Here is a 22,032-nt window from a genome sequence, read left to right on the forward strand (position 1 = left end):
CGCTACCGGAAGAACAGCAGCGTCTGCAGGATGAAGACCGGGATCAGGATCGCGCCGGACCAGAGCATGTAGCCGAAGAAGCTCGGCATCGCGACCTTGCGGTCCTTGGCGATGGCGTAGACCATGAAGTTCGGCGCGTTGCCGATATAGGTGTTGGCGCCCATGAAGACGGCGCCGCCCGAGATCGCCGCCAGCGTCAGCGCGCCGGTCGTCATCAGCTCCTTCGCATTGCCGCCGGCCAGCTCGAAGAAGACGAGATAGGTCGGGGCATTGTCGAGGAAGGAGGAGAGCAGCCCGGTCAGCCAGAAATAGGCCGCGGTATCGTGGCTGCCGTCGGGATGGTTGACCAGCGCGACCAGCCCGGAGAAGGCGCCGTCGCGCCCGGCCTGCAGCATCGCCAGCACCGGGATGATGCAGACGAAGATGCCGGCGAAGAGCTTGGCGACCTCGAGGATCGGCCCCCAGGAGAACTCGTTGCCGGCACGCACCTGGCGGGGCGTCAGCCAGAGCGAGAGGCCGGCGAGCCCGAGCAGGATGAGGTCGCGCACGAGGTTCTGCAGTTCGACATGCACGCCGTGGAGGTCGAAGACGACGCCCGGCTTCCAGTTGGCGGAGAGCAGGATCGCGCCGATGACGCCGGCGAGCAGCGGAAGGTTGACCTTGCCCCAGAGCTTGAGGCCGCGGTCCGGCGTCGGGTCCTTGAGCGCGGGCAGGCCCTCTTCCTTGCGGTAGAGGAAGCGGTCGATCGCATAGAACAGCGCCAGCAGCAGGACGACGGCGAAGCCGGTCTCGGGCAGCAGATGCTCCGTCGTCCAGAAGAAGTCGACCCCGCGCAGGAAGCCGAGGAAGAGCGGCGGGTCGCCGAGCGGCGTCAGCGAGCCGCCGATATTCGAGACCAGGAAGATGAAGAAGACCACGACATGGACGTTGTGGCGCCGGTCGTCATTGGCGCGCAGCAGCGGCCGGATCAGGATCATCGAGGCGCCGGTGGTGCCGACGATGCTGGCCATCGCCGTGCCGATCGCGAGGATCGCCGTGTTGGTCGCCGGCGAGCCATGCAGGTTGCCGGTGATCAGGATGCCGCCCGCGATGGTGAAGAGCGCGAAGAGCAGGATGATGAAGGGCAGGTATTCGAGCAGCGCGGTATGCAGCACCGCGCCGAAGGAGGCGTCGAAGCCGCGCAGCAGCACCAGCGGCACCAGCAGCAGCAGCGCCCAGAAGGCGGCGAACTTGCCGTAATGGTGCTCCCAGAGACGGTGGAACAGGATCGGCCCCAGCGCGATCGAGAGCAGCATGCCGGCGAAGGGAAGCGCCCAGAGCGGCCCCATCGCCGCACCGCCAATGTCGCCCGCGGCATGCGCCGCGCCGGACACCAGATTCAGGATACCGGCGCCGGCGAGCGCCTTCCACCATCGCGTCATGACGCTCCCTTCGTTTACGGCTTTGGCGGGTCGAATGTTGGGGGCGCCGAGAAGTCGAATCCGCCGGGTCCTCCGATGGAGGGAACCTGGATGGAGTCGAACTGCTTGTCGATGGCCTTCTGGTCGAGCTGCACGGCGGAGGCCTTGTAGTGCATGACCATGCTGGGGAAGATCACGACCAGCGCCACCATGATGAGCTGGATCACCACGAAGGGCACCGCGCCCCAGTAGATCTGGCCGGTGGTGACCGGCTCCATCGTCCTGCCGGTGACGCGGTCCTTGTAGGCCGCCTTCGGCGCCACCGAGCGCAGGAAGAACAGCGCGAAGCCGAAGGGCGGGTGCATGAACGAGGTCTGCATGTTCACTCCCAGGATGACCCCGAACCAGATCAGGTCGATGCCGAGCTTCTCCGCCGCCGGCCCCAGCAGCGGCACGATGATGAAGGCCAGCTCGAAGAAGTCGAGGAAGAAGGCGAGGATGAAGACCAGCGCGTTGACCACGATCAGGAAGCCGGTCGACCCGCCCGGCAGCCCGACCAGCAGATGCTCGACCCAGACATGGCCGTTGACCCCGTAGAAGGTCAGCGAGAACACCCGCGCGCCGACCAGGATGAACAGCACGAAGGCCGACAGCTTCGCCGTCGATTCCGTCGCCTGCTTCAGCAGCTCGAAGGTCATCCGCTTCTTGCCCATGGCGAGCAGGATCGCGCCGGCCGCCCCCATGGCGCCGCCCTCGGTCGGCGTCGCCACCCCGATGAAGATCGTCCCCAGCACCAGGAAGATCAGCGCCAGCGGCGGCACCATCACGAAGATCACCTGCTCCGTCATCCGCGACAGCAGCTTCAGCCGCAGCAGCCGGTTCAGCAGCGCGATCGCGAAGGCGATCGCCACCATCAGCGACATCGTCAGCACGACGAAGTCGGAGCCGGCCTTCACCTGCGTGAACTCCTTCATGTAGCCATAGGCCAACGCGAAGGCGATCAGCGTCACCACCAGCAGCGAGACCCGGCGCGTCCTGCCGTCGGCGTCGCGCAGCGTCTGCGCCTCCGGCGGCAGGCCGGGCGCCCGCGACGGCGCCACGATGGTGATCAGGAAGACGTAGAGCGCATAGAGACCCGACAGCACCAGCCCGGGAATGAAGGCGCCCTCATACATGTCGCCGACCGAGCGGCCGAGCTGGTCGGCCAGCACGATCAGCACCAGCGAGGGCGGGATGATCTGCGCCAGCGTGCCCGAGGCCGCGATCACCCCCGAGGCCAGCCGCCGGTCATAGCCGTAGCGCAGCATGATCGGCAGCGAGATCAGCCCCATCGAGATCACCGAGGCCGCCACCACCCCGGTCGTCGCCGCCAGCAGCGCGCCCACGAAGATCACCGCATAGGCCAGCCCCCCGCGCACCGGCCCGAAGAGCTGCCCGATGGTGTCGAGCAGGTCCTCCGCCATGCCGGAGCGCTCCAGGATCAGCCCCATGAAGGTGAAGAACGGCACCGCCAGCAGCACGTCGTTGTTCATCGTGCCGTAGATCCGCTCCGGCAGCGCCTGCAGGAAGTTCTCCTGGAACAGCCCCAGATCGATGCCGATCACCGCGAAGAGCAGCCCGTTCGCCGCCAGCGCGAAGGCGACCGGGTAGCCCAGCAGCAGGAACACCACCAGCGTCGCGAACATCACCGGCGCCATGTTGACCCGCAGGAAATCGCCGATGCCGGCGGCATGGGCGTCGCCGGTATGCAGCCCGAAATAGGCCAGGACGGTCAGGGCCAGAACCAGGCCGGCCAGGCGCGGAAGGCGGGAAGCGTGCATGGGAAGGGTCCGACGGTCTTGCGGGCGGCTCACGAGGCGAGCCCCTGTTCCTTGGCCTGATCGAGCAGCCGCTGGGCTTCCGCCTCCGCCGCCGCGCCATGCCCGCCCGGCCCCTCCTCGTCGTCGAGGTCGCCGCGCATGATCGCCACCTGCTTGATGATCTCCGAGACGCCCTGCAGCGTCAGCATCGCGAAGCCGATCACCACCAGCCCCTTGGCCGGCCATTGCGGCAGACCGCCCGCCGACAGCGACTGCTCGTCGATCTCCCAGGAGCGCAGGAAGAACGGCCAGGAATGGTAGACGATCAGCACGCAGAACGGCATCAGGAACAAGAGATGGCCGAGCAGCTCGATCCATTGCCGCACCCGGCGCGGCAAGAGGCTGTTCACGATGTCGATCCGGATATGCTCCTTCACCTGCATCGTCCACGACGCGCACATCAGGAACACCGCGCCGAACAGCATCCACTGCAGCTCGAGCCACGCATTCGACGACACGTTGAAGATCTTCCGGACCAGCGCGTTCACCGCCGCAACGACGACCGCGACCAGGATCAGCCACGCAACCTTCCGCCCAACAAACCCGTTAATCAGGTCAATCAAACGGCTCAATCCTAGGAGGCCCTTCACGGTCCCGCTCCCCCTGCCCTGCGCCAAGCCCGGTCATGCTTCGCCCGTCTGCCGGTTATGCGCTCTTGTGGGGTGGATCGGTATAGGAGCGCTTGCCCCTGCGCAAGACGGCAGCGGCCTCATCCATTGGACGAAAGCGGCAGGTCCGCCCAGGCCGGAGCGCCGGGCAGAACCCGCCGCCGCCGGCGGCGCAGAAGAATCATTATGTCGCCATTCATGTCTGGAGGAGATCATTCTCCGCCTTCGCTCCGCCTGCGACTGATTCGAGCCCTCCATGTGCCGCTTCCTCGCCTATTCCGGCGCCCCGGTCTTCCTCGAGGATTTCGTCGCCTCGCCCTGCCATTCGCTGATCCACCAGTCGCTCCATGCCGCCGAGGCCAAGACCGGCACCAATGGCGACGGCTTCGGTGTCGGCTGGTATGGCGAGCGCCCGGAGCCGGGGCAGTATCGCGAGGTCAGGCCGGCCTGGTCGGACGAGAACCTGCTCTCGATCGCCAGGCAGGTGCGCTCGCATCTGTTCTTCGCCCATGTCCGGGCCGCCACCGGCACGGCGACGACGCGGGCGAACTGCCACCCCTTCGTCCATGGCCGGCATCTGTTCATGCATAACGGCCAGATCGGCGGCTATGGCGCGATCCGGCGCAAGCTCGAGAACCTGATCCCGGACGCGCTCTACGGCGCCCGCGCCGGCACCACCGATTCCGAGGCGATCTTCCTGCTGGCGATCGCAGGGATGGCGCGCGGGCTCGCCGCGGGCGAGGCGCTGGCCGCGGCGCTGGCGGAGGCGCTCTCGCTGATGGCGGAAGCCGGCACGCGCGAGCCCCTGCGCTGCGCGGCGGCGCTGGCCGACGGCGAAACCATCCACGCCGTGCGCTGGTCGTCCGACGCGCGGCCGCCGAGCCTCTATCTCTGCGCCAGGGAGGACAGCGTCGTCATCGCCTCCGAGCCGGTCGATGCGGCGCGCGAATGCTGGCAGGCCCTGCCCTGCAACACGCTGGCGACGGTGAGGGGCGGCAGGGTCAGCCTCTCCCCCTTCGCGCCGGCCCTGCGGCAGGCCGCCTGAGCCCGGCCACGCCGGCCCGCGCATCGCCGCAGGCCGCAGCACAGCGGGGAAGACGAGCGGGAGAACGCGCGAAGAGGGGCCGCGCCGGGCGACCCCTCCTGCCGTGGCGGCGCCTCCTGCCGTGGCGGCCGCTCAGTTGTGGTGAGGAAGCTGCCCGGTGGGAGCCGGCGGGGTCGGCAATCCCTTGAAATGCTCGTGATAGGCGAGATACTGCTTCTGCTCCGCCAAAGCGCGGGCATTCTGTTGCTGTTCGTGCACGATGCTCGCGGCCCCGAGCTCGGCGGCATAGGCAGCCGATCCGGCTCCGGAGAGGAGCAGGGCCGCGACGACGGCAAGGGTTCTGCGTGAAAAGGTCTTGCGTGAAAGCATGATAGCCTCCTGTGCTTGGACTGACAGGATTCGAGCTAGTCATCGCCCGCCGCTTTCCAATCCCGGGACCAGCCTGCCGCGTTCACGGCTCCGCGACCCGAATAATCACATCGCCGTGACAGGAGATCGCGCAACGAATACCACCTGTCATCTGCATCGTTGCTTCACCCGCGCCGCGGAAAACCGGAAACGGCGCCCTGCGCGCCCGGCCGGCAGCCGTCATGCGCCACGCGCGCCTCGCAACGGCGCGATTGCCTTCCTAACTGCAAGGCCTAGCCTCGGCCCGCCACGGGCGATGCTTCCATGAAAGGCTGCCGGCGATGAAGAAGGGTTCCGATCTTCTGGTCGAGGCGCTGGAGAACGAGGGCGTCGAGCGCGTCTTCGGCGTTCCCGGCGAGGAAAATCTCGACGTCCTCGAATCCCTGCGCCGCTCGACGATCGAGCTGGTGCTGACCCGGCACGAGCAGGCCGCCGCCTTCATGGCCGCGACGCATGGAAGGCTCACCGGCAGGCCCGGCGTCTGCCTGGCGACCCTCGGCCCCGGCGCGCTGAATTTCTCGACCGGCGCGGCCTATGCCCATCTCGGCGCGATGCCGATGATCCTGATCACCGGCCAGAAGGCGATCAAGACGGCGAAGCAGGCCCGCTTCCAGATCGTCGACGTGGTCGCCTCGATGCGCCCGCTGACCAAGATGACGCGCCAGATCGTCAGCCCCGCCAGCATCCCCGCGACGGTGCGCGACGCCTTCCGCGTCGCGATGGAGGAGCGGCCCGGCCCGGTCCATCTCGAACTGCCCGAGGATGTCGCCGCCGAGGAGATCGCGGACGCTCCCCTGATCCCGGTGCATCCGCTCGACCAGCCGGTCGCGCCGGCGGCCGCGCTCGACCGCGCCGCCGCGCTGATCCTCGCCGCGAAGCGCCCGCTGGTGATGATCGGCGCCGCCGGCAACCGGCCGCGGCTGGTCGAGCCGCTCTCGGCCTTCGTGCGCCGGATCGGCGTGCCCTTCTTCAACACCCAGATGGGCAAGGGCGCCGTCACCGGCGGCTCCAACCTCTATCTCGGCACAGCCGCGCTCTCGGAAGGAGACTATGTCCACGAGGCCGTGGCGGCGGCCGACCTGATCGTCGCCGTCGGCCACGACACGGTGGAGAAGCCGCCCTTCCTGATGCGCTCGGCCGGCGGGCCCAAGGTGATCCATATCGGCTACCAGTCGGCCACGGTCGAGCAGGTCTACCACCCCGACGCCGAGGTGGTCGGCGATATCGGCGCGAGCGTGACGGCGCTGGCCGAACGGCTGGGCGGCAAGCTGCCCGAACAGACCAGGCTGCTGGAGCTGCGCCAGCGCATCCTGGCCAGGATCAACGACCGCTCCGGGGAGGACCGCTTCCCGGTGACGCCGCAGCGCCTCGTCCACGACGTGCGCACGGTGATGCCGGAGGACGGCATGGTCTGCCTCGACAACGGCATGTACAAGATCTGGTTCGCGCGCAACTACCGCACCCATGTCGCCAACACGCTGCTGCTCGACAACGCGCTGGCGACGATGGGGGCAGGCCTGCCCTCGGCGATGATGGCGGCGATCCTGCATCCGGAGCGGCGCGTCATGGCGGTCTGCGGCGACGGCGGCTTCATGATGAATTCGCAGGAGCTGGAGACGGCGGTCAGGCTCGGGCTCGACCTCGTCGTGCTCGTGCTCAACGACGGCGCCTACGGCATGATCCGCTGGAAGCAGGCCGTCGACAGCTTCCCCGATTTCGGCATGACCTTCGGCAACCCGGATTTCGTGCGCTATGCCGAGGCCTATGGCGCCAGGGGCTCGCGCGTGACCTCGGCCGAGGCGCTGGTGCCGACGCTGGAGGCGGCCTTCAAGGGCGGCGGCGTCCATCTCGTCGACTGCCCGATCGACTATTCCGAGAATACGCGCGTCCTGGTCGAGGAACTGCGCAACAAGGTGCCGGACGTCGATCTGGCCTGACCCTCGCGCTCATCGCATTTTCAAGGAGACGACCATGCTCCAGGTTGTTCAGGCCTATGACCGCGCCCCGATCGCCGAGATCGAGACCGACGACGAGGCCGCGCTGGAGCGCAAGCTCCAGGCCGCGCAGGCCGCCTTCAAGAACCGCGACGCCTGGCTGAAGCCGCATCGGCGCATCGCCATCCTGCGCAAGCTCGCCGGGCTGGTGGAGGCCAGGCGCGACCATTTCGCCATGCAGATCGCGCGCGAGGGCGGCAAGCCGCTGCCGGACGCCATCGTCGAGACGAACCGCGCCATCGACGGCGTCCACAACGCCGCCGACGCGTTGCGCGACCTTTCCGGCCGCGAGATCCCGATGGGGCTCTCGGCGGCGGCGGAGGGGCGCTGGGCCTTCACCACCAAGGAGCCGATCGGCATCGTCGCCGCGATCTCCGCCTTCAACCACCCGCTCAACCTGATCGTCCATCAAGTCGCGCCGGCCATCGCCACCGGCTGCCCGGTCATCGTCAAGCCGGCCGGCACGACGCCGCTCTGCTGCCTCGACTTCGTCAGGCTGGCGCATGAGGCCGGCCTGCCGGAGGCCTGGTGCCAGAGCTTCGTGCCGGCAGAGACGGCCTTGGCCGAGAAGCTCGCGACCGATCCGCGCATCGCCTTCCTCAGCTTCATCGGCTCGGCCAAGGTCGGCTGGCACCTGCATTCCAGGCTCGCGCCCGGCGCCCGCTCGGCGCTGGAGCATGGCGGCGTCGCCCCGGCGATCGTCGACCGGAGCGCCCATCTCGAGGCGATCATCGAGCCGATCGTGAAGGGCGGCTACTACCATGCAGGCCAGGTCTGCGTGTCGACGCAGCGCATCTATGTCCATGACTCCATCGTCAACGACTTCACCGAGCGCCTGGTCGCGCGGGTCAAGACGCTGCGCACCGGCGACCCGACCCTGAAGGACACGGAGGTCGGCCCGCTGATCACCCCGAAGGAGGCCGACCGCGTCGCCGCCTGGATCGACGAGGCGGTCAAGGGCGGCGCCAAGCTGCTCACCGGCGGCAGGCGCCTGTCCGAGACGACGCTGGCGCCGGCCGTGCTGGTCGACCCCGCGCCGGATGCGCGCATCTCGCGCGAGGAGATCTTCGGGCCGGCGGTCGCGATCTACCGCTATCGCGATCTCGACGACGCCATCGCGCGGGCCAATTCCCTGCCGGTCTCGTTCCAGTCGAGCATCTTCGCGCAGGACATCGACGTGGCGCTGCGCGCGGCCAACCGGCTGGAGGCCTCGGCGGTGATGGTCAACGACCCGACCAGCTTCCGCGTCGACTGGATGCCCTTCGCCGGGCGGCGCGTCTCGGGCTACGGCACCGGCGGCATCCCCTACACCATGCACGACATGACGCAGGACAAGATGATCCTGCTGAAGCGGCCCTGAACGCCCTCCGCCATGCCCGCAGGCGGCCCCCGCCCCGCAGGCGCGGTCACGAGAAGAGCAACGATATCAGAAGTTTATCATCATTCTAAACTGAACGGTTTCGGTTGACCTGCGCCCCCGAGGTGCCTAGGCACGGGGGGCATCTGCGCCGCGGGCGGCAGCGCCCGCGACGCGCATCGGGCTCAGTTCGCCGTGATCGTACCTTTCCTCATCATGCTCCGCGAAGGCGTCGAGGCGGCGCTGATCGTCGGCATCGTCGCGAGCTATCTGGTGAGGAGCGGGCGGCGCGAATGGCTGCCGGCGCTGTGGGTCGGCGTCGGCCTCGCCTGCGCGGCGAGCCTCGCCGCCGGCGCCATCCTGGACATCGTCGCCGGCGAACTGCCGCAGCGCGGGCAGGAACTGTTCGAGGCGGTGATCGGACTCGTCGCCGCCGCGATGCTGACCTCGATGGTGTTCTGGATGCGCAAGGCGGCGCGCTCGATCAAGGGCGAATTGCAGGCCGGCGTCGATGCGGCGCTGGCGGGCGAGCATCAGGGCCTCGCCCTGGTCGGGCTCGCCTTCCTCGCCGTGGTGCGCGAGGGACTGGAATCGGTGTTCTTCCTGCTCGCCATCTTCCAGCAGAACGGCGGCTGGGCGCCCGCGCTCGGCGCCGGGCTCGGCATCCTGCTCGCCGTCGTGATCGGCTACGCCATCTATGCGCTGGGCGTGAAGCTCAACCTGCGCGCCTTCTTCCGCTGGACCGGCATCCTGATCCTGTTCGTGGCGGCCGGGCTGGTCGCCAACGCCGTGCGCTCGCTGCACGAGGCCGGGCTGTGGAACCATCTCCAGCAGAACGTCTACGATCTCGGCGCGGTGCTGCCGGCCGACGGGGCGCTCGGCGCGATCCTCTCCGGCTTCTTCGGCTATCAGGAGCGGGCGGCGCTCGGCGAGGTCATCGCCTATCTCGCCTTCCTGGTGCCGATGCTGGCGCTGTTCCTCGGCGCCGGGCGGCCGGAGACGGCCGGCGCGGCCGCGCCCGCGCGCCCGGCGGCGCGCCGCTCGCCGCGGCTGAAGCTCGCCGCCGGCGCCACGCTTCTGCTGGTCTGCGGCGGCATCGGCGTCTTCGTCTACGCCGCCGGCAACCGGCGCGCCGCCACGCCGGGCGCGGGGGACATCGCCATCGCGATCACCGACAGGACCTGCGAGCCCGCCACGCTGACGGTCCCGGCGGGGAAGGCCAGCTTCGTCGTCAGCAATCGCGGCGAGCGCGTGCTCGAATGGGAGATCCTCGACGGCGTGATGGTGCTTGAGGAGCGCGAGAACATCGCGCCCGGCCAGTCGCGCCGGCTGACGACGCAGCTCCATCCCGGCGAATACGCCATCACCTGCGGCCTGCTCGGCGCCCCGCGCGGCCGGCTGATCGTGCAGGCCTCGGCGACGCAGCCGCGCCCGGCCCTGACCCTGATGGACATGGTCGGCCCGGCCGCCGAATACCGCGCCCTGCTGACCGAGCGCTCGGCCGCCTTCGGAGCCGCGCTCGACGCCTTCGCGCAGGCCCGGGAGGCCGGCGACACGCAGGCCGCGGCCGCGGCCCGGCGCGAGGCCTCCACCCTGCTGCCGGCGCTTCGCCCGGCGACGGCGGGCGATTCCGCCCTGGAGGCGCTGTTCGGCAAGGCGCAGGCCGCTCTCGGCGGCGACGTCGCGGCCTCGCCGGCCGAAACCCGGCAGGCGGGGGAAGCCTTCCGCGCGGCGCTCGGCCAGCGCACCGTGCTGCCGGACACGATGCTGGCCGGGGCGGTCGCGCTCCTCTCCGCCGAAGGCGGCGAGACGGTGCCGGACGAGGCGCTTGCCGCCGCGCGCGGCATCGCGCAGCTCCTGCTGCCCCTGACCAACCGGATCGACCCCGGGCTGGCGGCGCGGACGAAGGCCGATCTCGCGGAGCTGCCGCGCGAGGCCGAGCCGGGCGGGGCCAGGCCGGGCGCGACGCTGCTTCCCCTGGCCGAGGATCTCTCGGCCATGCGCAAGGCGCTCGCCCTGCCCGAGGCGGAGCGCAAGTCATGACAAGGCCGGGCAAGCCCTTCTCCCCCTCGCGGCGCGCGCTCCTGACCGGCGGCACGGCGGCCCTCGGCGGCGCCTCGCTGGCGCAGGCGGCGAGCGAGCCGGCGCGGAATCCGGCGGCGGCCCCCGAAAGCGACGCGGCCGCCCAGCGCCAGCCCTTCTACGGCGTGCACCAATCCGGCATCGTCACGCCGCGCCCGGCCACCGGCCTCGTCGCGGCCTTCGACGTCACCGCGACCTCGCTCGGGGAGCTCGAACGGCTGCTGCGCCTGCTGACCGAGCGCATCGCCTTCCTGACCGAGGGCGGCCCCGCCGCCACCGCCGATCCGGCCTTCCCGCCGCCGGACAGCGGCATCCTCGGCCCCGTCATCGCGCCCGACAACCTCACCGTCACCGTGGCGCTCGGCGCCTCGCTCTTCGACGAGCGCTTCGGGCTGGCGCCCCTCAAGCCCAGGCGCCTGCAGCGGATGAAGCGCTTCCGCAACGACGCGCTCGACGGCCGGCTCTGCCATGGCGACCTCTTGCTGCAGTTCTGCGCCAACACCGCCGACACCAACATCCACGCCCTGCGCGACATCCTGAAGAACACGCCCGACCTCATGGTGCTGCGCTGGAAGCAGGAAGGCACCGTCCCGGTGCTGAAGCCGAGGCATGGCGAGCCGGCCGAGAGCGCCCGCAACCTGCTCGGCTTCCGCGACGGCACGGCCAATCCCGACGCGGCCGACGCGACGCTGATGGACCGCCTCGTCTGGGTGCAGCCCGGTTCCGACGAGCCGGAATGGGCCGTGAACGGCAGCTATCAGGTGGTCAGGATCATCCGCAACTTCGTCGAGCGCTGGGACCGCACGCCGCTCGGCGAGCAGCAGGACATCATGGGCCGCGAGAAGGCGAGCGGCGCGCCGATCGGCGGCCGGCACGAATATGACGAGCCGGTCTATGCCGACGACCCCGAGGGCAGGCGCACGAAGCTCGACGCCCATATCCGGCTCGCGAATCCGCGCCGGCCGGAGACCGAATCCAGCCGCATGCTGCGCCGGCCCTTCAACTATTCCAACGGCGTCACCCGCGCCGGCCAGCTCGACATGGGGCTGCTCTTCATCTGCTTCCAGCAGGACCTCGAGCGCAGCTTCATCGCCGTGCAGAGGCGGCTCGATGGCGAGCCGCTGGAGGAATACATCAAGCCCGTCGGCGGCGGCTATTTCTTCGCCCTGCCGGGCGTAGCCGATGCCGGCAGCCATCTCGGCGCCGGGCTGATCCGGGCCGCGCGCGGCATCGCGCCGGCTTCGGCCTCGACTTCCCCCCGCAAGACAGGAGACTGAGATGAGCTTGCGTTTCGCGTGGCTGGCCGGCGCCAGCCTGATCGCCGCTGTCGCCGCCGGACCGGCGCAGGCCGCCTCGCCGCTCGACCTCGTCGCCCCGGTCGCCGAATACAAGCTCTATGTCGCGCAGGGCGTCGACAAGCTGGCGAAGGACACCAAGGTCTTCACCGACGCGGTCAAGGCCGGCGACCTCGCCAGGGCGAAGGCGCTCTATGCGCCGACCCGCGTCTCCTACGAGATGATCGAGCCGGTGGCGGAGCTGTTCAGCGATCTCGACGGCAAGATCGACTCGCGCGCCGACGACCACGAGAAGAAGGAGGAGGACCCGGAGTTCACCGGCTTCCACCGCATCGAATACGGGCTCTTCGCCAAGAACAGCACCGAGGGCCTCGGCCCCTTCGCCGACGCGCTCCTTGCCAACGTCACCGAATTGCAGGGCCGCATCAAGGGGCTGACGGTGCCGCCGGACAAGATGGTCGGCGGCGCGGCGGCGCTGATCGAGGAGGTCGCGGCCACCAAGATCTCCGGCGAGGAGGACCGCTACAGCCATACCGATCTCTGGGACTTCCAGGCCAATGTCGACGGCGCCAAGAAGATCGTCGACCTGCTGCGCCCGCTCGTCGTCAAGGAGGACAAGGCGCTTGCGGAGAAGATCGACGCCAATTTCGCGACCGTCGACCAGACCCTGGCCAAGTACAAGCTCAAGGATGGCGGCTTCGAGACCTATGACAAGCTCAGCGAGGCCGACCGCAAGGCGCTCGCCGCGATGATCACGACGCTGGCCGAGGACCTCGCCAAGCTGCGCGGCGTGCTCGGCCTGGGCTGACACGGAACGGTCACGCGGGCACGGCACTCGACAGGCGCAAGCCGATGCGCCAATGACGGCTGATCGGCGCCGAGCGCCTGTCGACTCCCTATCCAACGGACTGCCAGCATGACCGCCATCTCCGCGCCCGCCACCGCTCCCCAGGGCCGCATCGCCCTGCTCGGCGCGCCGATCGAGGTCGGCGCCTCGCGCCGCGGCGCGCTGATGGGCCCGGCCGGGCTGCGCACCGCCGGCCTGATCGGCGTGCTGGAAAGCCTCGGCTACGCGGTCGAGGACCATGGCGACATCCTGCCGCGCGACCTCGAGCCGGTCGCGGGCCCCGCGCCCGAGAACGCTCGCTTCTACCACGAGATCGCCGCCTGGATGCGCGCGCTCAGCGCCCGCGCCTACGCGCTCGCCCGCACCGGCGCCACGCCGATCTTCCTCGGCGGCGACCACAGCCTGTCGATGGGCTCGGTCAACGGCGTCGCCCGCCACTGGCAGGAGCAGGGCCGCAAGCTTTTCGTGCTCTGGCTCGACGCCCATGCCGATTTCAACATGCCGGCGATCTCGCCCTCGGGGAACATGCACGGCATGTCCTCGGCCTTCCTCTGCGGCGAGGCCGGCCTCGACGACCTGCTCGGCTCCGAGCCGCGCGCCTCGATCCCGCCGGCGCAGCTCAGCCTGTTCGGCATCCGCTCGGTCGACCCGCTGGAAAAGGCGGCGGTGAAGGCGCGCGGCATCGACGTCGCCGATATGCGCGCCATCGACGAGCATGGCGTCGGCGTCCTGATCCGCCAGGTCATCGAGAAGGTGCGCGCCGCGAACGGCGTGCTGCACGTCTCCTTCGACGTCGATTTCATCGATCCGCCGCTGGCGCCCGGCGTCGGCACCACGGTCCCGGGCGGCACGACCTATCGCGAGGCGCATCTGGTGATGGAGCTGCTGCACGATTCCGGGCTGGTGCGCTCGATGGACATCGTCGAGCTCAACCCCTTCCTCGACGACCGCGGCCAGACGGCCCGCCTCGCGGTGGAGCTGGCGGGCAGCCTGTTCGGCCAGCAGATCACCGACCGCCAGACGCCGTCCAACGCCATCGGCGCGGCCTGAGTCCCGGATTCGCGAAAGCCGATCTTCATTCTTGCCTGGGATAGGCTGGAGCGCCGGCCGCATGTCGGCGGAACGGGACCGGATCATGAAGATCGCGCTCGTCGGCACGGGGTTCGTCGCCGACTACTACATGACGACGCTCGCCAACCACCCGGCGCTGTCGCTCGCCGGCGTCTGGGACCGCGACGCCGCGCGCCTCGAAGCCTTCCGCGCCTTCCACAACGTCCCGGCCTATGCCGGCCTCGACGCGCTGCTGGCCGATCCGGCGGTCGGCATCGTCGTCAACCTGACGACGCCGGAAAGCCATTACGAGATCACCAGCCGGGCGCTCGCCGCCGGCAAGCACGTCTATTGCGAGAAGCCGCTCGCCATGGCGCTGGCGCAGGCCGAGGCGCTGGTCGCGCAGGCGCAAGGCGCCGGGCTGACGCTGGCGACGGCGCCCGCCAACGGGCTCAGCGACGCGCACCGCCTGGTCGAGGACACCTTGCGCGGGGGACGGATCGGAACGCCGCGGCTGGTCTATGCCGCGATGGAGGACGGTCCCGTCTTCCGCGACAAATGGGCGAGCTGGCGCTCGCGCTCCGGCGCGCCCTGGCCGGGGCTGCACGAGTTCGAGATCGGCTGCACGCTGGAGCATGCCGGCTACGCCCTTTCCTGGCTCGTCACGCTGTTCGGCCCGGTCGAGAGCCTGACCGCCTTCTCGGCCGTGACCTTTCCGGACAAGGGGCCGGGCACCGATCACATCGTCATGGCGCCGGATTTCTCGGTCGGCTGCCTGCAATTCCGCTCCGGCGTCGTGGCGCGGCTGACCAACGGCCTCGCGGCGCCGCGCGACCGCTCGCTGCAGATCTTCGCGGAAAAGGGCTCGCTCACCCTGCGCGACCTCTGGGACAACCGCTCCGTCATCCATGTCGAGGAGGCCGGGGCGCCGCGCCCGCTGCTCGGGCGCCTGCTCACCCGCGCCGAAGCCAGGCTCGGGCGCGCCCTGCCCTGGAAGCCGGCGCCCGGCCGGCGCCTGCCCTATCCGGCCGCGCCGGCGAGCAGGGCCCTGCCGGGCTATCCTTCGCAGATCGACTTCATGCGCGGCGTCGCCGACCAGGCGGAGGCGATCGGGCGCGGGGCGGCCCCCCGCTTCTCAGGCGCGCTGGCGCTGCACATCACCGAGCTGGCGCTGGCCTTGAACAACGCCCGCGACCTGCCGCAGCCCTATCGCCCGCGCTCGCGCTTCTGATCAGCCCTGCCCGGCCGGCGGCCGGGCCAGCACGCTCTCGACGATCCGCAGCACGGCGGCGCTGTCGGAAAGCGGCATCGTCGCGCAATCGGTCTCGCCGGCCCGGACGGCCGTCATCAGCGCCTGCGCCTGGAATTGCAGGCCATTGCCTGGAAAGGCAAAGGCCTCGCCGCTGCGCCCGGGCTTCGGGATGCGGTCGAGCAGGCGCGCCGCGAGACCGCGCCCGCGCTCATAGGCCGCCAGGGCGCGGCCGGGATCGGCGTCGAAGGTCAGGCGCTGCGCCTTGAGGAAGGGCGCCGCGAGGGTGAGCGCCCCGCGCGTGCCCTCGACCAGGAAACGGTTCTCGCCGTCGCGGTCGAAGCCGCAGGAAAGCTCGGCCGTGGCCTGCGGGTAATCCAGCCGGAATTCGCTGCGCAGATCGACGCCGCCCGCCGCCGCGAACCAGCGCCCGCCCGCCGCCAGCGGCGCGCCGAGCAGATGGAGCGTCAGCGACAGCGGATAGACGCCGAGATCATAGGCCGCGCCGCCGCCCAGCGTCGGGTCGAAGAAGCGGCTGCCGGGCTCCTGCGGATGGGCATAGGAGAGATCGGCGCGGATGCGCCTGACCTCTCCGATGCGTCCTGCTTCGATCTGCTCGCGCATCGCGCGGACCGCCGGCAGGAAGCGGCTCCACAGCGCCTCCATGGCGAAGAGGCCGCGCTCGCGCGCCGCCTGCGCGATGGCCTCGACATCGGCGCTGTTCAGCGCGACCGGCTTCTCGATCAGCACCGGCTTGCCGGCGGCGAGCGCCTGCAACGCCTGCGCGGCATGGAGGTGATTGGGGGTCGCGACATAGACCGCCTCGACCGCCGGATCGGCGAGGAAGGCGGCCGCGTCCGCATAGGCGGCCGCGCCGAAGCGCCCGGCGAAGCCCTGCGCTCCGGCGAGGGTGCGCGAGTGAACCGCCGCGATCCGCGCCTGCGGCAGCAGGCCGAGATCGGCGGCGAAGAGCCCGGCGATGGCGCCGCTGCCCATGATTCCCCAGCCGAACGACCCTTCCTGCGCCACGCGCCTCTCCCTTGCCGCCGCCAGCGATAGCGGACGCGCGTTAAGGGCGCGTTCCTCAGACCGCCAGCGCCATGCCGTCCTTGCGGTGGTCGGAGGCGCCGAACATCACGCCGCGCGCATGGTCGACCCAGATCGCCTGGCAGCCGCCGAGCGGCTCGTCGGCCCGGACCACGTCATGGCCGCGTGCCTTGAGCTCGGCCGCGACGCTCTCGGGAATCGTCGGCTCGAGCGAGAGCTTGCCGTCATAGGCGAAGCTGCGGGCTGCGTCGCTCGCCTGCTGCGGGTCGAGACCGCGGTCGAGGATGTTCGAGACGAACTGGACATGGCCGGTCGACTGGTACTGCCCGCCCATCACGCCGAAGGGCATCACCGTGCGGCCGTCCTTGGCGAGCATGCCGGGGATGATGGTGTGGAAGGGGCGCTTGCGCGGCGCGATGGCGTTGGGATGGCCCTCGATCAGGCGGAAGCCCGAGCCGCGGTTCTGCAGCATGACGCCGGATTTCTCCGCATAGATGCCGCTGCCGAAGGCCGAGAACAGCGAGTTGATGAAGGAGATCATGTTGCCGTCGCCGTCGACGACGCAGAGATAGATCGTGTCCTTGTGCAGCGGCATGTCGAAAGCCTCCGGCTTCGCCGCCTTCTCCAGACTGATCTCGGCGCGCAGCCGGCCGACGAAGGCGTCGGACAGGAACGCCGCGGTATCGAAGGGGCTCGCCGCCGGATCGGCCACCAGCGCGTCGCGCTGGCGATAGGCCGCCTTGCTGGCCTCGGCCAGGAGATGGATGCGGTCGGCCTCGCCGAGCTTGCCGTCCCTGAGGTCGAAGCCGTCGAGGATGCGCGCGATCAGCAGCGCGGCGATGCCCTGGCCGTTCGGCGGGCATTCCCAGAGGCGATGGCCGCGGTAATCCGCGCCGATGGGCTCGACATAATCCGGTTTCGCCGTGGCGAAATCCTCGACCGCCATCAGGCTGCCGGCCTTGTTCAGGACGGCGACCATCTCCTCGGCGGCCTCGCCCTCGTAGAAGGCGGAGCGGCCTTCGCGGGCGATGCGGCGCAGCATCCGGCCGAGCGCGGGATGGACCATCCTGTCGCCGGCCGCCGGCGCCTTGCCGCCGGGCAGGTAGACGGCGTTGCCGAGGCCGTGCTTCTCGATGCGGCCGCGATAGCGGTTCCAGTCGAGCGCGACGCGCGGCGTCACCACGAAACCCTCCTCGGCGGCGCGGATCGCCGGGGCGAAGATCTCGTCCAGGCTTTTGCTGCCGTGGTCGGCGACGAGCCGGCACCAGGCGTCGATGGCGCCGGGCACGGTGACGGCATGGGGCGAATCCGGCGCGATCGCCGTCAGCCCCTGGCCGAGGAACCAGCCGAGCTCGGCCCTGGCGGGCGCGCGGCCCGAGCCGTTGATCGCGACCATCTCGCCGCCGGCGGGGGCATAGATCGCGAAGCAGTCGCCGCCGATGCCGGTCATGTGCGGATCGACCACCGCCTGCACCGCCACCGCCGCGATGGCGGCGTCGACGGCGTTGCCGCCGGCGCGCAGGATGTCGACGGCGGCCAGCGTCGCCGCCGGATGCGAGGTCGCGGCCATGCCGCGCCCGCCGACCGCCACCGAACGGCCCGGTACCATGAAATCGCGATCGCCCCAGCTCATCTTCCGCTCCGTTCCCTTTTTTGCGCCGGTTCCGGCGCCTTCTTTCGGGCTGGAGCATCGGACCGGAAAGCGGAAGCCGCTTTCTGGAAGAATCCGACGCGCCAGCAACGAGACAGATCGTCGTTACCGCGTCCGGAAGGACGCGCGATGATCCAGGCTTTGACCGCTCGAGCCGGCGCTGGCAATCCCGCGGGGCGCATGGCCGGCATAAGCCGGGCTGCGCAGGCCAGCGAAAGATTGACATTGCGGCTGAGCCGACTATCGCCGGAGCGCCCGGCTGGAAGGACGGGCCTTCCATGCACGACTATATCCGCAAGATCATCGGCGCCCGCGTCTACGACGTCGCCATCGAAAGCCCGCTCGACCCGCTGCCGCGCCTGTCGGGCCGCTTGGGCGGCCAGGCGCTGCTGAAGCGCGAGGATCTGCAGCCCGTCTTCTCGTTCAAGCTGCGCGGCGCCTACAACAAGATCGCCGGGCTCTCGGCCGAGGAGGCCGGGCGCGGCGTGATCTGCGCCTCGGCCGGCAACCATGCCCAGGGCGTGGCGCTGGCGGCGCGCAGGCTCGACATCAGGGCAACCATCGTGATGCCGCGCACCACGCCGGACATCAAGGTCCAGGCGGTGCGCAGCCTCGGCGGGCGCGTCGTGCTGCATGGCGAGAATTTCGACGAGGCGCACAGCCATGCCCGCAAGCTGGAGGCCGAGAGGGGGCTGACCTTCGTCCACCCCTATGACGATCCCAACGTCATCGCCGGCCAGGGCACGGTCGGCATGGAGATCCTGCGCCAGCACTCCGGTCCGATCGACGCGATCTTCGTGCCGATCGGCGGCGGCGGGCTGGCGGCCGGCGTCGCGGTCTATGCGAAGTTCCTGCGGCCGCAGATCAAGGTGATCGGCGTCGAGCCGCAGGACGCCGCCTCGATGGCCGGCGCCATCGCCGCGGGCGAACGCATCCTGCTCGACCAGGTCGGCCTCTTCGCCGACGGCGTCGCCGTGCGCCAGGCGGGCGAGGAGACCTTCAGGCTCTGCCGCGACCTGCTGGACGAGGTCGTCACCGTCTCGACCGACGAGATCTGTGCGGCGGTGAAGGACATCTTCGAGGACACCCGCGCCGTGGCCGAGCCTTCCGGCGCGGTCAGCCTGGCCGGGCTGAAGGCCTATGCCGCGCGCGGCGGCGCGCGGAACGGCGCGCTCGTCGCGATCAACAGCGGCGCCAATATGAATTTCGACCGCCTGCGCCATATCGCCGAGCGGGCCGAGATCGGCGAGCAGCGCGAGGCGCTGCTGGCGGTGACGATCCCCGAGAAGCCGGGCAGCTACCGCGCCTTCATCCAGCTCCTCGGCCGGCGCGCCATCACCGAGTTCAACTACCGCTATTCCGACCCGCAGGCCGCGCGCATCTTCGTCGGCGTCCAGCTCTCGGAAGGCGAGGCCGAGAAGCGCCAGATCGTCGCGATGCTGACCGAGCACGGCTATCCCGTTCTCGACATGAGCGACAACGAGCTCGCCAAGCTGCATATCCGCTACATGGTCGGCGGCAAGGCGCCGGGCCTGGACGACGAGCTGATCTTCCGCTTCCAGTTCCCCGAGCGGCCGGGCGCGCTGCTGAAATTCCTCAACAGCCTCTCGGCCGACTGGAACATCTCGCTCTTCCACTACCGCAACCACGGCGCCGATTACGGCCGGGTGCTCGCCGGCATCCAGATCCCGGAGAACCAGCGCGGGCAGCTCGCGAAGCGGCTCGAGGCCCTGGGCTACCCGCATTGGAGCGAGAGCGACAACCCGGCCTATCTCTCCTTCCTCTCGGCGCCGCCGCCGGCCTGACGCGCCGGGCCGGGCCGCGAAAGGCGCCTTCCTCGCCGGATCGGGACTGAGTTTTTCCGATCCGGCTGTAAGCTGCGTGCCATGACGCTCGAACAGCTTCGCATCTTCGTCGCCGTCGCCGAACGCGAGCACCTGACCCAGGGAGCCCGCGCCCTCAACCTGACGCAATCGGCCGTCAGCTCCGCGATCGCGACGCTGGAAGCGCGCTACGCCACCCGCCTGTTCGACCGGATCGGCCGGCGCATCGCCCTGACAGAGGCCGGCCGGCTCTTCCTGGCCGAGGCCCGCGCGGTGCTCGCCCGCGCCGCCGCGGCCGAGGCCGTCCTCACCGACCTCTCCGGGCTGGCCCGCGGCTCGCTCGCGCTGATGGCGAGCCAGACCGTGGCGAATTACTGGCTGCCGCCGCTGATCCAGCGCTTTCGCGGCGCGCATCCGGGCATCGCCGTCTCGCTCGCCATCGACAACACCGAGACCGTCAGCGCCGCCATCCGCGACGGCGCGGCCGATCTCGGCTTCATCGAGGCCGAGATCGACGATCCCGCCCTCGCCGTGACCGCCGTGGCGGAGGACGAGCTCGTCATCGTCGTGCCGGCCGGCCATCCCTGGGCGAAGGCGCCTCCGGCGGCGGCGCAATTGCGGCAGGGCGCCTGGGTGCTGCGCGAGCCGGGCTCCGGCACGCGCTCCATGTTCGAGGCCGCCCTGCCCGGGCTCGGCCTCGCGCCCGGCGATCTGGCGGTCGCGCTGGAGCTGCCCTCCAACGAGGCGATCTGCGCAGCCGTCGCGGCCGGCGGAGGCGCGACGGCGATCTCGCGGCTGGTCGCGGCCAATGCCATCGCCGCCGGCCGGCTCGCCACGGTGGCGCTGCCGCTGCCGAAGCGCCGCTTCCTGGCGCTGCGGCACAAGGAACGCTACCTCGCCAGCGCCGCCGCCGCCTTCCTGGCGCTGGCGCAATCCGGAACGGCGCCGGCCTGAACGGCCGGCGCGCCGGCGTCATTCACGCGGATCGCAACGGAGCGGCGTGCGGCCCAACCGCCATTCCGGTTGACATGGATGAAACGTTATAATGTAACAAATCATCTTTCACCGAACCGGACCCTTTCCGATGGCTTCGTCTCCCCTTCTCGTCGACCGGCGCCTGCCGGTCACGGTGCTCTCCGGCTTCCTCGGCGCCGGCAAGACCACGCTCCTGAACCACATCCTCAACAACCGCGAGGGCCGGCGGGTCGCCGTCATCGTCAACGACATGAGCGAGGTGAACATCGACGCCGATCTCGTGCGCGAGGGCGGCGCCAACCTCTCCAAGACCGAGGAGAGCCTGGTCGAGATGAGCAATGGCTGCATCTGCTGCACGCTGCGCGACGACCTGCTGAGCGAGGTGCGCCGCCTCGCCGCGGAGAAGAAGTTCGACTACCTGCTGATCGAGGGCACCGGCATCGCCGAGCCGCTGCCGATCGCCGCGACCTTCTCCTTCCGCGACGAGGAGGACCGCTCGCTCGACGATGTCGCCCGGCTCGACACCATGGCGACGGTGGTCGACGCGCTCAACCTGCTCAAGGACTATGACAGCCGCGACTTCCTCGGCGACCGCGGCGAGACGGCCGGCGAGGGCGACGCGCGCACGCTGGTCGACCTGCTCGTCGAGCAGATCGAGTTCGCCAATGTCGTGGTGATCAACAAGGCGGGCGAGGTCCCGCCCGAAGAGCTGGAGAAGGTCCGGCAGGTGGTGCGCGGGCTCAATGCCGACGCCCGCATCGTCGAGGCCGATTTCGGCCGCGTGCCGCTCGACCGGCTGCTCGATACGAAGCTCTACAGCGAGGAGAAGGCGCAGGAACATCCGCTCTGGCACAAGGAGCTCTACGGCTTCCGCGACCATGTGCCGGAGACGGAGGAATACGGCATCCGCTCCTTCGTCTACCGGGCGCGGCGGCCGTTCCACCCGGCGAAGCTGCATGAATTCATGGGCGAGCGCCTGCCCGGCGTGATCCGGGCCAAGGGCCATTTCTGGCTGGCGACCCGGCCGCACTGGGTCGGCGAATATTCGCTGGCCGGGCGCATCACCCGCACCGAAGGCATGGGACGCTGGTGGGCGGCGGTGCCGAAGGAGCGCTGGCCGCGCTCGGAAGAGTTCCAGTCGCTGATGCGCAAGCACTGGTCGCCGACATGGGGCGACCGGCGCCAGGAGATGGTGTTCATCGGCGGGCCGGAGATGGACGAGGCGGCGATCCGCGCCGGGCTCGATGCCTGCCTGACCGGCAGCCCGGCGACCGGGCTGACGCAGGCGCTACTGGCCCTGGACGACCCGTTCCCGCGCTGGGACCGCGACGCGGCCTGAAAG

At 70.1% G+C, this 22,032-nt stretch carries 17 protein-coding genes and 1 pseudogene; 12 read left to right on the forward strand and 6 right to left on the reverse strand.

Annotated features, from left to right (window positions below; translation table 11 throughout):
* Positions 1 to 2: 2 nt before the first annotated feature.
* The 3 genes from ACWH43_RS20730 to ACWH43_RS20740 form a co-directional block, all read right to left on the reverse strand.
* A complete protein-coding gene (locus ACWH43_RS20730; protein WP_158444621.1) occupies positions 3 to 1,421 on the reverse strand; it encodes a sodium:proton antiporter in 1,419 nt (472 codons plus the stop codon).
* Positions 1,422 to 1,435: 14 nt separating this feature from the next.
* On the reverse strand, positions 1,436 to 3,097 hold the full coding sequence (locus tag ACWH43_RS20735) for a TRAP transporter large permease (RefSeq protein ID WP_158444628.1): 1,662 nt from the start codon (positions 3,095 to 3,097) through the stop codon (positions 1,436 to 1,438).
* A 152-nt stretch (positions 3,098 to 3,249) separates the two neighbouring features.
* On the reverse strand, positions 3,250 to 3,849 hold the full coding sequence (locus ACWH43_RS20740; RefSeq protein WP_448153618.1) for a TRAP transporter small permease subunit: 600 nt from the start codon (positions 3,847 to 3,849) through the stop codon (positions 3,250 to 3,252).
* A gap of 274 nt (positions 3,850 to 4,123) precedes the next feature.
* Here ACWH43_RS20740 and ACWH43_RS20745 point away from each other — a divergent pair, with 274 nt between their 5' ends.
* On the forward strand, positions 4,124 to 4,912 hold the full coding sequence (locus ACWH43_RS20745; protein WP_158448136.1) for a class II glutamine amidotransferase: 789 nt from the start codon (positions 4,124 to 4,126) through the stop codon (positions 4,910 to 4,912).
* 132 nt (positions 4,913 to 5,044) lie between these two features.
* Here ACWH43_RS20745 and ACWH43_RS20750 read toward each other — a convergent pair whose 3' ends face one another.
* Positions 5,045 to 5,281 (reverse strand): hypothetical protein, encoded by a 237-nt coding sequence (locus tag ACWH43_RS20750; protein ID WP_158448137.1) that lies wholly within the window; start codon positions 5,279 to 5,281, stop codon positions 5,045 to 5,047.
* Between the two features lie 320 nt (positions 5,282 to 5,601).
* On the opposite strand from ACWH43_RS20750, the gene ACWH43_RS20755 reads away from it, so the two are divergent.
* The 8 genes and pseudogenes from ACWH43_RS20755 to ACWH43_RS20790 all read left to right on the forward strand — a co-directional run bounded on the left by ACWH43_RS20755 (position 5,602) and on the right by ACWH43_RS20790 (position 15,176).
* Complete coding sequence (locus tag ACWH43_RS20755; RefSeq protein WP_158448138.1) at positions 5,602 to 7,257, forward strand: acetolactate synthase large subunit; 1,656 nt, start codon at positions 5,602 to 5,604, stop codon at positions 7,255 to 7,257.
* Between the two features lie 34 nt (positions 7,258 to 7,291).
* Complete coding sequence (locus tag ACWH43_RS20760) at positions 7,292 to 8,674, forward strand: aldehyde dehydrogenase family protein (RefSeq protein ID WP_158443890.1); 1,383 nt, start codon at positions 7,292 to 7,294, stop codon at positions 8,672 to 8,674.
* A gap of 192 nt (positions 8,675 to 8,866) precedes the next feature.
* Positions 8,867 to 9,688 (forward strand): annotated as a pseudogene (gene efeU / locus ACWH43_RS20765) (iron uptake transporter permease EfeU); the annotation flags it as partial.
* 78 nt (positions 9,689 to 9,766) lie between these two features.
* Positions 9,767 to 10,714 carry a cupredoxin domain-containing protein gene (locus ACWH43_RS20770; protein WP_448153668.1) on the forward strand — a complete coding sequence of 316 codons (948 nt, stop codon included), beginning with the start codon at positions 9,767 to 9,769 and terminating at the stop codon, positions 10,712 to 10,714.
* The gene (efeB, locus tag ACWH43_RS20775; RefSeq protein ID WP_158448139.1) at positions 10,711 to 12,030 is read left to right on the forward strand and encodes an iron uptake transporter deferrochelatase/peroxidase subunit; all 1,320 of its coding nucleotides are present in this window, start codon (positions 10,711 to 10,713) and stop codon (positions 12,028 to 12,030) included. The genes ACWH43_RS20770 and efeB overlap by 4 nt, the downstream gene beginning before the upstream one ends.
* Before the next feature lies 1 nt (position 12,031).
* Positions 12,032 to 12,856, forward strand: a complete 825-nt coding sequence (efeO, locus tag ACWH43_RS20780) for an iron uptake system protein EfeO (protein ID WP_448153619.1) — start codon at positions 12,032 to 12,034, stop codon at positions 12,854 to 12,856.
* Positions 12,857 to 12,964: 108 nt separating this feature from the next.
* Positions 12,965 to 13,945, forward strand: coding sequence for an arginase (gene rocF, locus ACWH43_RS20785; protein ID WP_158448141.1), 981 nt, complete (start codon positions 12,965 to 12,967; stop codon positions 13,943 to 13,945).
* 85 nt (positions 13,946 to 14,030) lie between these two features.
* Positions 14,031 to 15,176 carry a Gfo/Idh/MocA family protein gene (locus ACWH43_RS20790; protein WP_158446018.1) on the forward strand — a complete coding sequence of 382 codons (1,146 nt, stop codon included), beginning with the start codon at positions 14,031 to 14,033 and terminating at the stop codon, positions 15,174 to 15,176.
* On the opposite strand, the gene ACWH43_RS20795 is transcribed toward ACWH43_RS20790, so the two are convergent.
* Together ACWH43_RS20795 and ggt are read right to left on the reverse strand one after the other, a co-directional pair.
* A complete protein-coding gene (locus tag ACWH43_RS20795; RefSeq protein ID WP_158446020.1) occupies positions 15,177 to 16,190 on the reverse strand; it encodes a Gfo/Idh/MocA family protein in 1,014 nt (337 codons plus the stop codon).
* 88 nt (positions 16,191 to 16,278) lie between these two features.
* Complete coding sequence (gene ggt / locus ACWH43_RS20800; protein ID WP_158446017.1) at positions 16,279 to 17,874, reverse strand: gamma-glutamyltransferase; 1,596 nt, start codon at positions 17,872 to 17,874, stop codon at positions 16,279 to 16,281.
* Positions 17,875 to 18,170: 296 nt separating this feature from the next.
* Between ggt and ilvA the strand changes: the two genes are divergently transcribed.
* From ilvA to ACWH43_RS20815, 3 genes are all read left to right on the forward strand, one after another.
* Positions 18,171 to 19,697 carry a threonine ammonia-lyase, biosynthetic gene (gene ilvA / locus ACWH43_RS20805; protein WP_448153620.1) on the forward strand — a complete coding sequence of 509 codons (1,527 nt, stop codon included), beginning with the start codon at positions 18,171 to 18,173 and terminating at the stop codon, positions 19,695 to 19,697.
* An 81-nt stretch (positions 19,698 to 19,778) separates the two neighbouring features.
* Complete coding sequence (locus ACWH43_RS20810) at positions 19,779 to 20,669, forward strand: LysR substrate-binding domain-containing protein (protein ID WP_158446015.1); 891 nt, start codon at positions 19,779 to 19,781, stop codon at positions 20,667 to 20,669.
* A gap of 130 nt (positions 20,670 to 20,799) precedes the next feature.
* Positions 20,800 to 22,029 (forward strand): GTP-binding protein, encoded by a 1,230-nt coding sequence (locus tag ACWH43_RS20815; protein ID WP_448153621.1) that lies wholly within the window; start codon positions 20,800 to 20,802, stop codon positions 22,027 to 22,029.
* The last annotated feature ends 3 nt before the right edge of the window (positions 22,030 to 22,032 follow it).

It is taken from the genome of Allobosea minatitlanensis (assembly GCF_964020775.1).

What these genes read in the sequence shown, in the direction of transcription:
- ACWH43_RS20730 (WP_158444621.1), bottom strand. Translation starts at nt 1,421, where the DNA reads ATGACGCGATGGTGGAAGGCGCTCGCCGGCGCCGGTATCCTGAATCTG.
- ACWH43_RS20735 (WP_158444628.1), bottom strand. Translation starts at nt 3,097, where the DNA reads ATGGCGCCGGTGATGTTCGCGACGCTGGTGGTGTTCCTGCTGCTGGGC.
- ACWH43_RS20745 (WP_158448136.1), top strand. Translation starts at nt 4,124, where the DNA reads ATGTGCCGCTTCCTCGCCTATTCCGGCGCCCCGGTCTTCCTCGAGGAT.
- ACWH43_RS20750 (WP_158448137.1), bottom strand. Translation starts at nt 5,281, where the DNA reads ATGCTTTCACGCAAGACCTTTTCACGCAGAACCCTTGCCGTCGTCGCG.
- ACWH43_RS20755 (WP_158448138.1), top strand. Translation starts at nt 5,602, where the DNA reads ATGAAGAAGGGTTCCGATCTTCTGGTCGAGGCGCTGGAGAACGAGGGC.
- ACWH43_RS20760 (WP_158443890.1), top strand. Translation starts at nt 7,292, where the DNA reads ATGCTCCAGGTTGTTCAGGCCTATGACCGCGCCCCGATCGCCGAGATC.
- efeB (WP_158448139.1), top strand. Translation starts at nt 10,711, where the DNA reads ATGACAAGGCCGGGCAAGCCCTTCTCCCCCTCGCGGCGCGCGCTCCTG.
- efeO (WP_448153619.1), top strand. Translation starts at nt 12,032, where the DNA reads ATGAGCTTGCGTTTCGCGTGGCTGGCCGGCGCCAGCCTGATCGCCGCT.
- rocF (WP_158448141.1), top strand. Translation starts at nt 12,965, where the DNA reads ATGACCGCCATCTCCGCGCCCGCCACCGCTCCCCAGGGCCGCATCGCC.
- ACWH43_RS20790 (WP_158446018.1), top strand. Translation starts at nt 14,031, where the DNA reads ATGAAGATCGCGCTCGTCGGCACGGGGTTCGTCGCCGACTACTACATG.
- ACWH43_RS20795 (WP_158446020.1), bottom strand. Translation starts at nt 16,190, where the DNA reads ATGGGCAGCGGCGCCATCGCCGGGCTCTTCGCCGCCGATCTCGGCCTG.
- ggt (WP_158446017.1), bottom strand. Translation starts at nt 17,874, where the DNA reads ATGAGCTGGGGCGATCGCGATTTCATGGTACCGGGCCGTTCGGTGGCG.
- ilvA (WP_448153620.1), top strand. Translation starts at nt 18,171, where the DNA reads ATGCACGACTATATCCGCAAGATCATCGGCGCCCGCGTCTACGACGTC.
- ACWH43_RS20810 (WP_158446015.1), top strand. Translation starts at nt 19,779, where the DNA reads ATGACGCTCGAACAGCTTCGCATCTTCGTCGCCGTCGCCGAACGCGAG.
- ACWH43_RS20815 (WP_448153621.1), top strand. Translation starts at nt 20,800, where the DNA reads ATGGCTTCGTCTCCCCTTCTCGTCGACCGGCGCCTGCCGGTCACGGTG.